This is a genomic window from Tropicimonas sp. S265A (assembly GCF_049800835.1).
Taxonomy (GTDB): Bacteria; Pseudomonadota; Alphaproteobacteria; order Rhodobacterales; family Rhodobacteraceae; genus Dinoroseobacter.
This window is the reverse complement of the sequence record NZ_JBNAFU010000004.1, coordinates 220,946-233,861: the sequence shown is the minus strand read 5'-3', so window position 1 is coordinate 233,861 and position 12,916 is coordinate 220,946. Positions and strand designations below refer to the sequence as shown.

Below are 12,916 nucleotides of genomic sequence, written 5' to 3'. Positions count from 1 at the left end.
CTCGGAACCATGCACATTGCACGGATAAGGGACACAAGATCCCATTTTAATCGAGTGGTCATAGAGGCAGGATCACATGACACTGAAACGCATCTTTTGCGCGGGCCTGATCGGCGTCGCGTTGACCACGTCCCCAAGCGTGGTCGTGGCGCAATCTGAACCGATTCGCGTCCTTCAAGGGGAGACGAGTGCGCCGCTGCGGGTTCCGATGAACCGGGCCGTCGTCGTCGAGAGCGAGGTCCCGTTCGCGGAACTCTCAGTCGCCAACCCCGGAATTGCAGACATCGCAACGCTGTCAGATCGCACGATCTATGTCCTGGGCAAAGCACCCGGACGGACCACGATGACGCTGCTTGGCGCCGATGGGCGCCTGATTACCAACGTCGACGTTCAGGTCACCCCGGATGTTGCGGAGTTCAAGGAACGTCTGACGCAGATCCTCCCGGGTGAGAACATCGAGGTGCGGACCGCGAATGACGGGATCGTCCTGAGCGGTACGGCCAGCAGCATCACCGCGCTGGACCGTGCACTCGATCTCGCACAACGCTACGCCCCGGACCGGGTGTCGAACCTGATGACGGTCGGCGGCTCGCAACAGGTCATGCTGAAGGTACGTTTTGCAGAAATGCAGCGGTCGGTCGGCAAGGCACTGTCCGCAGGTATTACGGCCCAATACTCCGGCGACGATTTTTCGGTCTCCATCGGTGGCGGCAGTGGCTCGCTCGTGGATGGCGGCTCCGCAGGCCAGCCAGGCTCGACAACGCTCAACCTCAATCCAGAGGCGCTCGGCAGTATCGGCATCGGCTTCGATATCGGCGATGTGTCAATGGGCATCCTGCTCGAGGCACTGGAGCAAAAGGGCATGGTCCGCACGCTGGCGGAACCCAACCTGACTGCTTTGTCGGGCCAGAGCGCCAAGTTTCTGGCGGGTGGCGAATACCCGATCCCGGTGGCCGATGGCGACGGTGGGATCACGGTCGACTACAAACCCTTCGGTGTGCAGCTTGGGTTCATCCCGCGCGTGCTCGACGACGGGGTAATCAACCTCGAAATCGCGGCTGCGGTCTCAGCCATCGACTCCTCGGTGGCCATTGTAACCGAAAGCCTTTCGGTCGATGGGTTCAGCCGGCGCGAGGCGGAAACAACCGTGCAGCTGCGTGACGGCGAAAGCTTTGCAATTGCAGGACTTTTGCAGGATGACTTCCGCGATTTTGTTTCGCAGGTGCCGTGGTTCGGGGACATCCCGGTACTTGGCACCCTGTTCCGCAGCTCGGACTATCAGCGCGCGCAATCTGAACTCGTCGTCATTGTCACTGCACACCTCGTGACACCGACACGTGGGGAGGCCTTGGCCCTGCCGACCGACCGGGTTCGCATCCCGTCCGAAACCGAGCTGTTCCTGTTTGGTCGCACGACAAGCAACCGGTCGCCGCAAAGCGGTGCCGCAGGCGAAGTGGCACAACAGGACTTTTCCGGGTCCTATGGTTACGTGTTGGAGTAAGCGAGATGAAAATCATAACCCGCTCCGCAATCGTCCTTGCCGCCGCAACCTCGTTGAGCGCCTGCGCAGTCTACATGGGCACCGACGAAATCGGTGCCGAACTGGACGAAGGCAACTTCGGCAATCCGACGATGAACAACATCCTCGTGCAGACCGGACAACGATCTGCCGAGGCGAGCCTCGCACGGCGGTTCCAACAAGAGGTTCCATCGACGATCAACTTCGCGTTCGACAGTGCTGCTTTGACACCAGAGGCGCAGGCCGCGCTGGACGAACAGGCGCGCTTTATCCGGCAGTTCCCCGAGATCAAGTTCTCGGTCTTCGGGCACACTGACCTTGTCGGTTCCCCATCCTACAACCGTGGGCTCGGCCAACGCCGTGCCACGGCGGCGGTAAACTACATGATCTCGCGCGGGGTTGCGCGAGAGCAGCTTCAGGCGCTGGTCACCCTGGGTGAAACGCAACCACTGGTCGTCACCCAGGATCGGGAAGTCCGCAATCGGCGCACGGTTACGGAAGTCTCGGGCTTCCTGCCGCGCGCATTGACCGAACTGGATGGCAAGTACGCGGCTGTGATCTACCGCGAGTTTGTCGAGGCCGCGACGTTCGAACAGCAGATCGAGTTCGAAGACGGCGGCGGTGCCGGAGGCGGCGAAGGGGGCGGCGAAGAATAACGCGCGCCCAAATCCTGCCTTCAAGACCCCTGATTGTCCCCGCCACCGCGCGGGGGCTTTTCTTTTTGGGTGTTTGTTTTCGTCAGCCGCACAATCGCGGCTGTTTTGCCAAATTACTGCCCTGTTTACCCGCCAGCTTTAGGACCAGAGGCGTGAGTCTGTGAACCCTACCGGGGACTCCGTCGGTTTTTGAGGTGAAGATATGTCGAAAGCAGCGGCAGCAACCAATGCGTTTTCCGAAGCCGGAGAGGCGCCCGTTCAGGACGGGCCGCCCATTCTGGCCTGCACAGTGTCACGTGATGTGCAGAACTTTGAAATTCTCATCGACGAGATGGAAGCCAAGTACGGCGAGGCGTGGGGCGATCTTCTGCTTGAGGAAACGCTCGCATTTCTTGACCAGCCCGATGCTGCTCAACTTCAGGTTCTGGCGCTTGCACTGGATATCGATGACGAACCGGATCTTGACCTGATCCTCGACGTAACGCGCAAAGCAACCGAGCTCCAGGTGAATGTGCTGGTCATCGCGGACGAGCTGGACCCGCTGATCCTGCACCAGGTGCTTCAGGCCGGCGCGCGTGAGTTCCTGCCCTACCCGATGCCCGAAAACAGCCTCGCGGAGTCGATCGAACGGATCGTCCGCCCTGTCGTTCCGGCGGTCGCCTCCGCCCCGATTGACCCTGCCCCGCCCGAGGCACCGACAGAAGCTCTGCCGACACGAGTGACGAACGATTGCACGATCTTTGCGGTGCAAGGCCTGGCCGGCGGCGTTGGCGCGACGACCCTTGCCGTTAATCTCGCTTGGGAACTGGCAACGCTCAAGGGCACAGAACCTCGTGTCGCGCTGCTTGATATGGACCAGCAGTTCGGGTCCGTTGCGACCTATCTGGACCTGCCGCGCAAGGATCAGATCTTCGAACTGATGAGCGACATCGACAGCCTCGACGAGGATTCGTTTCGGCAATCCCTTCAGGTCGTGGAAGGCAAACTGAGTGTGTTCACGTCCCCGGCGGAGATCTTGCCGCTTGACCTGCTGCCGCCCGAAGACATGGAAAAACTGATCTCAACCGCTGCGGGCATGTTCGATTACATCGTGATCGATATGCCAAGCGCTCTGGTAAACTGGACCGAAACCGCGTTGCGCATGGCGGATGTCTTCTTTCCGGTGATCCAACTGGACCTGCGGTCGGCTCAGAACTCGCTGCGCTTCGTGAAAACACTGAAATTCGAGGACCTTCCGGTCGAAAAGCTGCGCTTCGTATTGAACCGGGCGCCGGGCGTGACGGATCTGGCCGGCAAGTCGAGGGTCAAACGCATGGCCGAAAGCCTCGACATCAGCTTCGGAGAAAAGCTGCCAGACGGCGGTAAGGCGGTTCTTGAATCCAATGACCACGGAACGCCACTGGCCTTGCGTTCCGCGAAGAACCCTCTGCGCAAAGAGGTGATGAAGCTCGCGAAGTCACTGCATGAAATCAGTTCGGGCGCTGAACAAGTCGCCAAGTAAGTAAAAGGGGCAACAGGTGTTTTCGAAGTACCGCAAGGACGAACCGGCCAAACCGGTGGCCGTTGAAGCAATCGCAGCGAAAGCTGCGGCCGTTGTTCCCGCAGATACCCAGGACAAGGGCGCGTCCAAGGCCGCGCGCCGCCCCATGCCGCAAAAGGCGGCTGCGCAACCCGAACAGGCGGACAAAGAAGCACGCCGCCAGCAAAAACTTAATGAAATCAAGGTCGAGCTTCACAAGGAACTGTTGGAGCAGCTGAACCTCTCGGCACTGGAAAGCGCGAGCGAAAAAGAACTGCGCGCAGAAATTGCCGAGATCGCCTCGGAAACCGTGGCGGGCATGAGCGTTGTTCTGAACAAGGAAGAGCGGCGCACCCTGCATGAAGAACTGTATGACGAAGTCCGTGGCCTCGGCCCGTTGGAGCCGCTCCTGAAAGACGACAACGTCAACGATATCCTCGTGAACGGACCACAACGCGTCTTTGTCGAGCGTGACGGCAAACTCTCGCTTTCAGACGTGAAATTTCGCGATGAAAAGCACCTGTTACGGATCATCGACAAGATTGTCTCCGCTGTGGGACGCCGTGTGGACGAACAGAACCCCTATGTGGACGCCCGTCTCGCCGATGGCTCACGCTTCAACGCGATGGTGGGCCCAATTGCCTGCGACGGCAGCCTCGTTTCCATTCGTAAGTTCAAGAAAGACAAGCTTGGCATCGACGATCTAGTGCGTTTCGGCGCGTTTTCAGAAGAGATGGCCGTTTACTTGCAGGCTGCGGTCGCCTGTCGCCTGAACGTCATCGTGTCGGGCGGGACCGGGTCGGGTAAGACGACCACGCTCAATGCCCTGTCCAGCTTCATCGACAATTCCGAACGTATCCTCACGATCGAGGATACCGCGGAACTCCAGCTTCAACAGGTGCATGTGGGCCGGATGGAAAGCCGCCCTGCAAACGTCGAGGGAAAGGGCGCCGTTTCACAGCGCGATTGTTTGCGCAACGCCCTGCGGATGCGCCCCGACCGGATCATCGTCGGCGAGACCCGCGGCGAGGAAGTGATCGACATGTTGCAGGCGATGAACACTGGCCACGATGGCTCGATGACCACCATCCACGCAAACTCCGCCCGAGACGGTGTCAGCCGATTGGAAAACATGGTCGCAATGGCCGGGATCGAAATGCCGATCCGTGCCCTGCGCGCGCAAATCTCCAGCGCTGTAAACTTGATTGTGCAGGCCTCGCGCCTTCAGGACGGGTCGCGCCGCATGGTCTCCATCACGGAGATCACGGGGATGGAAGGTGACATCATCTCCATGCAGGAGGTGTTCAAGTACCAGCGCACCGGCCTTGGACCCGACGGCAAGATCATCGGTCACTTCACGGCAACCGGCGTCCGCTCCCACTACTCGGAGCGTTTCAAGTCCTGGGGCTACGACCTTCCACCGTCCATATACGAACCGACAAAGGCCTGAGCCATGGAAATCAGTATCGAACCACTCATTTACATCGGCATTTTTGTCGGCGTGGTGATGCTGGTCGAAGGCATCTACCTGGTGGCGTTCGGCAAATCGATCAGCCTCAACAACCGGGTCAACCGGCGCCTCGAAATGCTCGACAAGGGCGGCAATCGCGAGGCTGTGCTGGAACAACTCCGCAAGGAGATGTCGCAGCACAAGGGAACGTCGATCCTGCCTCTCTACGCGATGCTCGCGGACAAGGCTCAGAAGGCCAACATCGCCTTCTCGCCCTTGGCGCTGATCATGATCATGGTCTTGTTGACCGGTGTGGCCTTTATCGGCCTGACCATCGGAACCGGCGCAAGTCTGCCGATCCGTGGGGTCGCGTCAGTCGTGATCGGTGTCGGCGGCGTCTACATGTGGGTCGCCAAGAAGGCGAAGAAACGCCTCGCCATGATCGAAGAGCAATTGCCGGACGCCGTTGAACTCATGGTGCGATCCCTGCGCGTCGGGCATCCGTTCACATCGGCAATCAACATTGTCGCGAAGGAGGTCGCGGACCCGTTGGGCACGGAATTTGGCATGATCGCTGATGAAGCCGCTTACGGTCGCGACATCACGGAGGCGCTCAAAGAGCTTGCCGAGCGAATCGACATGCAGGATTTGCGCTTCCTTGCAGTGGCCGTGTCCATCCAGAGCCAATCGGGGGGCAACCTTGCGGAGATCCTCGATGGCTTGGCGAAGGTGATCCGGGCGCGGTTCAAGCTGTTCCGGCGGGTGAAGGCCATCACCGCGGAGGCGAAATGGTCAGGAATGTTCCTGTCGGGCTTTCCGTTTGCCGCCCTTGTCGGGATCAACCTTCTGGAACCCGATTACTATGCGGATGTCGTTGATACGCCTGCATTTATTCCCGCCTGCGTGATCGTCGCCGTGTTCCTGACAGTGAACGTCATCTTCATGAAAATGATGGTCAACATCAAGGTTTGACCTGCCCGCCCGGAGATATCTGATGCTCGAGACGATCAACCTCAAAATCACCGAACTCCTCGGCCCATTGGGACCTCTGTTCGTGGTGGGATTCCTCGGCGCGATCCTGATTTTCGCCACGCTGCCGGTCTTGCTGCGCCGGGAAAAAGACCCGCTGCAAAAGCTCAAGGAAGAGCGCACAGGCCAAAAGCGTCAGGCAGCCGCCAGCGCCGATCAGAAGCAGTTGCGCCAAAACGATCCGGGCAAGAAGCTCGAGCGGTTCTCTCAATACCTCGAACCTCAGGACACTGCCGAGTTTTCCGCAATCCGGCTCAAGCTGATCCAGGCCGGATATCGTCAGAAATCCTCGGTCCAGATTTTCCACTTTGCCCAATTCGCTCTCGGCATCGGCTTTCTGCTGCTTGGGGTGCTTTACACTTTCTTTCTTGGTGGTGGCGGAGCGGAACCGGATGTCACCAAGGCCACGCTCACCACGCTGCTGCCGGGGTTTTGCGGCTACTACCTGCCGAAATACTGGATCGATAAACGGATCAACAAGCGCCAGGGCGAGATTGAAAACGGCTTTCCGGACGCGCTTGACCTGATGCTGGTCTGCGTCGAGGCCGGCCAGGGCATCGACCAGGCCATCATCCGGGTATCGAGCGAAATCCGCGCAGGTTTTCCGGACCTCGCCGACGAGTTCGAGATGGTCTCGTTCGAGATCAAGGCAGGTAAGGATAAGGTCACGGTTCTCAAGGACATGGCGGAGCGTTGCGGAGTACCGGATGTGACGTCGTTCGTGACGGTTCTGATCCAGTCGCAGAGCTTTGGTACCTCCATCGCGGATGCGCTACGGGTCTACGCGTCCGAGATGCGTGACAAGCGCGTGATGCGGGCTGAGGAAAAGGCAAACGTGTTGCCGACAAAGCTCACCCTCGGCACGATGATGTTTACAGTTCCACCGCTGTTGATCATCCTGATCGGGCCATCAATGTGGAATATCTATGAGACCTTGTCACAAAGAGGAGGGCAGTAGGCAGATCGCCATCCGCGCGGCGTTTCTGGCGCTTGCGCTCTGCGGGCTGACCGCGTGCGATACGGGATCTTCAGCGGTCCTCACCCCGATAGAGGATGGTCCCGTTGCTCCCGGTGTCGCCGTTTCCGAAGCCCCGTTGGTCGATCAGATTACCGTTGCAAACAGGCTTATGGCCGCCGGGGAATACGAACTTGCGCTGGATGCCTTCTTCCGTGCTGCTTCCCAAACCGGCCTGACCGCCGAAGTGCTCAGCGGGATAGGGTCCGCCAACCTGGAACTCGGCCGCCTGGATCAGGCCGAAGCGCAACTGCGAAACGCGATAGACAAGGACGAGGACTACACCCCCGCATGGAACAACCTCGGGGTGATCTTGATGGAAAAAGGGGAATACGGCGAAGCCAGCCGGGTCTTCAAAACGGCCTTTGCGCTCGACGATGGCGCCTCGGACGAAATTCGGTCGAACCTGAGCTTAAGCCTCGCAAAAATGGAAAATGCGCGTTATAGTCAAGAACATAACAAAGAAGACGACTTTGGCCTCGTCTGGCAGGGCTCCGGCAGTTATCTGCTCGTCGCCCCTGATCAGCCGTAAGGATCGAAGCGCTCGAGCAGTAAAGGACGCGAAGATGCGCCGCATTCTCATCTGGGGCCCTGCGGCCCTGGCTGCCCTTGCCGTTTCGGCATGTGCGCCGAAAGACGACGTCGATGTGACCCGCGAATTTGACGCTGTCAACGTGATCGACGAAAGCAATCTCAACGATCTGATGCTGAATTCCGCCTCCGCGGACGAAGCGGTGACTTACTTTGAACGGGCTACGAGAGAGTTTCCCGACCGGGTCGATCTGAAACGCGGTTTGGCGAAGTCGCACACCCGCGCAGGGAACACGACACCCGCCGTCGTGGCGTGGACAAAGGTTATCGACACGGGCGAGGCGACAAATGACGATCGTGTCGAATTCGCTGGCGCGCTGATCCGCGCAGGTGAATGGGACCGCGCCAAGACGCAACTGGACAAGATTCCACCCACCTACGAAACCTTCGATCGCTACCGCATGGAAGCGATGGTCGCGGACAGCGAAGAAGACTGGCGCGCATCCGACAGTTTCTATGAAACGGCCGTGGGCCTGACTACACGGCCCGCCGGGGTGTTGAACAATTGGGGATACTCGAAGCTGACCCGTGGTGAATTCACCGACGCGGAGCGCTTGTTCAACGAGGCGATTGGCTACGACCCCAAGCTCTTCACCGCGAAGAACAACCTGATCCTGGCACGCGGTGCACAGCGCAACTACGTCCTGCCGCCGATCCCGGTGACGCAGACGGAACGGGCTCAGTTGCTGTATACGCTTGGCCTGTCGGCCGTGAAACAGGGCGATGTGTCAACGGGGAAGGGTCTCCTGAGGGAGGCGGTCGATACACACCCGCGCCATTTCGAAGAAGCGGTACGCGCGTTGCGTACACTTGAACAGGGGGCTTGAGCTCATGACCGTCACGATGTCCGAGGCCCTTTGGTTTCTGCCCTTCATCGTGCCGGTCTGCCTTTTCGTGGCCTGGAGCGACATGAAATTCATGCGCATCCCGAACAAGACCGTCCTTCTGCTGGTCGGAGTGTTCGCCGTCGTCGGGTTGGTTGCCCTGCCGCTCGTGGACTATGCTTGGCGCTGGGTGCATCTGATCGTCATTCTGCTGATTGGGTTCATCGCATCGAGTGCGGGTCTTGTCGGCGCGGGCGACGCCAAGTTCGCCGCCGCCATGGCACCATTTTTCGCGTTTGGGGACGCGGCCCTGGTGCTCATGCTGTTTTCAGCCATTCTGCTTGGGGCGTTCGTGACGCACCGGATCGCCCGCGCAATCCCGGCCGTGCGCCGTGCACTGCCCGACTGGGAAAGCTGGACCCGCAAGCGCGACTTTCCCATGGGGCTCGCCCTCAGCGGCACCCTGATGTTCTACTTTCTTCTTCCGGTAATCCTGCCGGGAATTACCCTGTCTTAAGGTCCTCAGCCTAGCCTGCCCTCGGAGGATTGAAATGAACCAGCACATGCCCCCAGCGCTCGCGCCCGCGCGCCCTCGATCCATCGCGGATCTGGGCCTGCCTGCGACCATGTTGCAGGACATCCTGCTCAAGACGATGTTTCGCCGCTCATTAGAGCGGGCCTCCGAACTGTCGGAGGCGATGTCGATCCCCGTGCCGCTGGTTCAGGATCTGATCGACACCGCGCGCCAACTCAAGATGATCGAGTCTCTGGGCTCCCTTACATCTTCGGGTATGGAAGAAATGCGTTTCGCGCTGTCGGATTTGGGCAAGGCGCGCGCATTGGATGCGCTTGCGCAATCGGAGTATTACGGTGCGGTTCCTGTTCCGCTGGAACACTTCGCCGCGCAGTCGGAACGCCAGTCCATCAAGAACGTGACCATCACGGCAGAAAAGCTCGCTCAGTCCATGGGCCACCTCGTTTTGCCCAAAGATCTTCTGCGCCATCTTGGCCCGGCCATCACATCGGGTCGCTCGGTACTGCTCTACGGCCCGCCGGGCAATGGTAAGTCATCGATTTCAAACGGTATTCGCGACGCACTTGGGGACCATGTCTACGTGCCGCGGGCCATCTCCTACGGCGGCCAGATCATAACCGTTTTCGACCCGGTGGTGCACACGGAGGTGGAAAGCCCCGAGCAGGCCACCTCAACCCTGCGCCGCGTCGCAGGGTTCGACCACCGGTATGTCTGCTGCCAGCGCCCCGCGGTGATCACCGGGGGCGAGCTGGAACTTTCAATGCTTGATCTCAGCTACAACCCGGTAGCCCGAACCTACACAGCGCCCCTGCAAATGAAGGCCACGGGCGGCATTTTCATCGTGGACGACCTTGGTCGACAGGCTGAACCGCCACAGGCCCTCATCAACCGCTGGATCGTTCCGATGGAAGCCAGCTACGACATCCTGGCGCTTCAATCGGGTGAAAAGTTCGTGGTGCCCTTCGACACGCTCGTGATCTTTTCAACCAACTTCCACCCCAACGATATCTTCGACCAGGCGGCGTTGCGCCGGGTGTTCTTCAAACTCAAGATCGACGGGCCCACAAAGGAGGAATTCCTGCGCATCTTCGCGTTGGTTGCCAAGGCCAAGAAGATGCCGCTGGACGAGGCGACACTGCTGCACCTCATCACCAAGAAATACCCCGAGGTGGACAACGTCTATGCCAACTTCCATGCCCCCTTCCTGATCGATCAGATGATGGCCATCTGCAACTTCGAAGGGCTGTCGCCGCAGATGTCGCCGGACCTGATCGACCGCGCCTGGGAGAACCTCTACGTCAAGAAGGAAGCGATCGTTCACTAAAGACTGGCGCATCGCCGGGCCGGGCTCTAGCTGAGGTGCATGACCGATCTTCCAGCTTCGCTGTCCCGTTGGTTTTCTGATCAGGGTTGGCAGCTTCACCCACACCAGATCGACATGCTTGCGCGCAAGGATGCGCCTGCGCAGGTTCTCATTGCCCCAACGGGCGGCGGCAAGACGCTGGCTGGCTTCTTGCCCACACTGGCGGAGCTTGGCCCGACACCGCCGCCGGGGTTGCACACGCTCTATATCTCGCCGCTCAAGGCACTGGCTGCGGATATCAAACGCAATTTGCGGCGTCCGGTTGAACAGGCCGGACTGGCAATCCGCATCGAAGATCGCACGGGCGATACCACTCAGACGCAACGCAAACGGCAACGCGCGGATCCTCCGCACATTCTGCTGACAACGCCGGAAAGCCTTGCGCTGCTGCTCAGTTACGAAGACGCCCAACGGACCTTTGCGGGTGTGCAGCGCGTGATCGTGGACGAAATTCATGCGCTGGCGGAGTCAAAACGCGGGGATCAATTGATGCTCGGACTGGCGCGCCTGAACACGCTCGTGCCAGGCCTGCGGCGGGTCGGCTTGTCCGCGACAGTGGAGGATCCGCCCGCTATCGCCCGCTTTCTGGCCCGCAATCCCGATCCGTGCGAGATCCTGATGGCAGATCCGGGGCCCGCCCCGGACATTGCGATGCTGACGACCGACGACGCGCCGCCGTGGTCGGGGGGCGGTGGGCGATATGCGATCCCGGCGATCCTGGATCAGGTGCGCCGCCACAAGACAACGCTGATCTTTCACAACACCCGGGCGCAAGCGGAGCTGTTCTTTCACAACCTCTGGCTGGCCAACGACGATGCCCTGCCAATCGGCATCCATCACGGCAGCCTCGCGCGGGAACAGCGCGCCCGGGTCGAACAGGCCATGGTCGATGGTAGTCTGCGCGCGATTGTCTGCACCGGATCACTCGACCTCGGGATAGACTGGGGCGATGTGGACCTCGTCATTCAGGTGGGTGCCCCCAAGAACGTGAAACGGCTTGTGCAGCGGATCGGGCGCGCAAATCACCGCTACAACGCCCCCTCCAAGGCGTTGCTCGTGCCCGCAAACCGTTTCGAGGTCGTGGAGTGCCACGCCGCCCTCAAGGCCGTGGCTGACGGGCGCCTCGATGGCGAACCGCGTGGTCCCGGCCCGCGAGACGTGTTGTGCCAGCACATCCTGATTTCGGCGGCTGCCGGGCCGTTCGACGCGGACGCGCTGTTCGCCGAAGTATGCAGCGCGGGCGCCTATGCCAACCTGAGCCGTGCCGCCTTTGACGCGTGCCTTGAATTCTGCGCGACTGGCGGCTACGCGCTCAGGGCCTATGATCGCTGGCAACGCCTGCAACAACGCACTGACGGTCTCTGGCGCCTGCGTGACCCGCGCGCCGCACGTCAGATCCGGATGAACATCGGCACAATCATCGACACCGAAACACTGAAAGTGCGGCTCAAGAACCGGCGCGGCGGCACTCCGCTGGGGGAGGTCGAGGAAGGATTCGCGGCAACCCTCACCCCGGGCGACACGTTTCTGATCGGAGGGCAGATCGTGCGCTACGAGGGGTTGAACGAAATGACGGTGGAGGTCACGCGGCGTGCCGACAAGGAGCCGAAGATCGCCACGTTCATGGGGACGAAGTTCGCCACTTCCACGCAATTGTCCGAGATCATTCTTGAGATGTTTCGACAGGAGGACTGGCCGGAGTTGCCAACCCCGACGCGGGACTGGCTGGCATTGCAACGCAAGGTATCGAAATTGCCCGAAACACACCGCTTGCTGGTCGAAACCTTTCCCCATGACGGGCGCGATCATCTGTGCGCGTACGGCTTTGCGGGCCGCAATGCACAGCAGACACTCGGACTGCTGCTATCTCAACGCATGCAGAAGAACGGGCTGGACCCGGTCGGCTTCGTCGCCACGGACTACGCCACACTGATCTGGGGCTTGCGGCCGGTCGAAGACCCCTTGCCGCTTTTTGCCGCCGGGCAATTGCGCGCGGATTTCGAACACTGGCTGTCCGGCAACGCCGTGATGAAGCGCACCTTCCGCGCAAGCGCGATTGTGGCGGGCCTGATTGAGCGGAACACGCCCGGGCGCCGCAAGACGGGACGGCAGGCGACGTTCTCATCCGATATCCTGTACGACACGTTGCAGAAGTACGACCCGGATCATGTCCTCCTTCAAATCACGCGTGAAGAAGCGTTGCGTGGCCTCGTGGATTTCGGGCGGATTGAGGGGATGCTCAAACGCACGACCGGGCGGGTCGATCACCGTGCGCTGGACCGGGTCAGCCCCTTGGCCGCGCCGCTGTTTCTGGAGCCGTCCAGAATCCCTGTGGCAGGTGCCGAAACCCGTGACCGCATGGTGGCGGAGACGGCTGAACGGCTCATGGCGACGGCAGGTCTGACCCTTTGACCG

General features: G+C 60.4%; 11 protein-coding genes. All 11 read left to right on the top strand.

Features of this window, described 5'->3' with window-relative positions; translation table 11 throughout:
• Positions 1-76 precede the first annotated feature (76 nt).
• A complete protein-coding gene (locus tag ACP15N_RS12875; RefSeq protein WP_425092710.1) occupies positions 77-1,501 on the top strand; it encodes a type II and III secretion system protein family protein in 1,425 nt (474 codons plus the stop codon).
• Between the two features lie 5 nt (positions 1,502-1,506).
• A complete protein-coding gene (locus ACP15N_RS12870; RefSeq protein ID WP_425092709.1) occupies positions 1,507-2,175 on the top strand; it encodes an OmpA family protein in 669 nt (222 codons plus the stop codon).
• 202 nt (positions 2,176-2,377) lie between these two features.
• Positions 2,378-3,676: an AAA family ATPase gene (locus ACP15N_RS12865; RefSeq protein ID WP_425092708.1), complete on the top strand. Its 1,299-nt coding sequence runs from the start codon at positions 2,378-2,380 to the stop codon at positions 3,674-3,676.
• Positions 3,677-3,692: 16 nt separating this feature from the next.
• On the top strand, positions 3,693-5,144 hold the full coding sequence (locus tag ACP15N_RS12860; protein WP_425092707.1) for a CpaF family protein: 1,452 nt from the start codon (positions 3,693-3,695) through the stop codon (positions 5,142-5,144).
• A gap of 3 nt (positions 5,145-5,147) precedes the next feature.
• A complete protein-coding gene (locus ACP15N_RS12855) occupies positions 5,148-6,116 on the top strand; it encodes a type II secretion system F family protein (protein ID WP_425092706.1) in 969 nt (322 codons plus the stop codon).
• Positions 6,117-6,138: 22 nt separating this feature from the next.
• Positions 6,139-7,131 carry a type II secretion system F family protein gene (locus tag ACP15N_RS12850; protein ID WP_425092705.1) on the top strand — a complete coding sequence of 331 codons (993 nt, stop codon included), beginning with the start codon at positions 6,139-6,141 and terminating at the stop codon, positions 7,129-7,131.
• A gap of 136 nt (positions 7,132-7,267) precedes the next feature.
• Positions 7,268-7,720: a tetratricopeptide repeat protein gene (locus ACP15N_RS12845; protein WP_425092704.1), complete on the top strand. Its 453-nt coding sequence runs from the start codon at positions 7,268-7,270 to the stop codon at positions 7,718-7,720.
• 34 nt (positions 7,721-7,754) lie between these two features.
• Positions 7,755-8,606 (top strand): tetratricopeptide repeat protein, encoded by an 852-nt coding sequence (locus ACP15N_RS12840; RefSeq protein ID WP_425092703.1) that lies wholly within the window; start codon positions 7,755-7,757, stop codon positions 8,604-8,606.
• 4 nt (positions 8,607-8,610) lie between these two features.
• Entirely contained in the window at positions 8,611-9,120 is a 510-nt protein-coding gene (locus ACP15N_RS12835; RefSeq protein ID WP_425092702.1) for a prepilin peptidase, read from the top strand.
• 34 nt (positions 9,121-9,154) lie between these two features.
• On the top strand, positions 9,155-10,462 hold the full coding sequence (locus tag ACP15N_RS12830) for an ATPase (RefSeq protein WP_425092701.1): 1,308 nt from the start codon (positions 9,155-9,157) through the stop codon (positions 10,460-10,462).
• A gap of 39 nt (positions 10,463-10,501) precedes the next feature.
• The gene (locus ACP15N_RS12825; protein WP_425092700.1) at positions 10,502-12,913 is read left to right on the top strand and encodes a ligase-associated DNA damage response DEXH box helicase; all 2,412 of its coding nucleotides are present in this window, start codon (positions 10,502-10,504) and stop codon (positions 12,911-12,913) included.
• The last annotated feature ends 3 nt before the right edge of the window (positions 12,914-12,916 follow it).

Bases quoted from the DNA above. Each gene is read 5' to 3' on its own strand.
- ACP15N_RS12855 (WP_425092706.1), top strand. From the start codon at position 5,148: ATGGAAATCAGTATCGAACCACTCATTTACATCGGCATTTTTGTCGGC.
- ACP15N_RS12865 (WP_425092708.1), top strand. From the start codon at position 2,378: ATGTCGAAAGCAGCGGCAGCAACCAATGCGTTTTCCGAAGCCGGAGAG.
- ACP15N_RS12840 (WP_425092703.1), top strand. From the start codon at position 7,755: ATGCGCCGCATTCTCATCTGGGGCCCTGCGGCCCTGGCTGCCCTTGCC.
- ACP15N_RS12835 (WP_425092702.1), top strand. From the start codon at position 8,611: ATGACCGTCACGATGTCCGAGGCCCTTTGGTTTCTGCCCTTCATCGTG.
- ACP15N_RS12875 (WP_425092710.1), top strand. From the start codon at position 77: ATGACACTGAAACGCATCTTTTGCGCGGGCCTGATCGGCGTCGCGTTG.
- ACP15N_RS12830 (WP_425092701.1), top strand. From the start codon at position 9,155: ATGAACCAGCACATGCCCCCAGCGCTCGCGCCCGCGCGCCCTCGATCC.
- ACP15N_RS12825 (WP_425092700.1), top strand. From the start codon at position 10,502: ATGACCGATCTTCCAGCTTCGCTGTCCCGTTGGTTTTCTGATCAGGGT.
- ACP15N_RS12850 (WP_425092705.1), top strand. From the start codon at position 6,139: ATGCTCGAGACGATCAACCTCAAAATCACCGAACTCCTCGGCCCATTG.
- ACP15N_RS12870 (WP_425092709.1), top strand. From the start codon at position 1,507: ATGAAAATCATAACCCGCTCCGCAATCGTCCTTGCCGCCGCAACCTCG.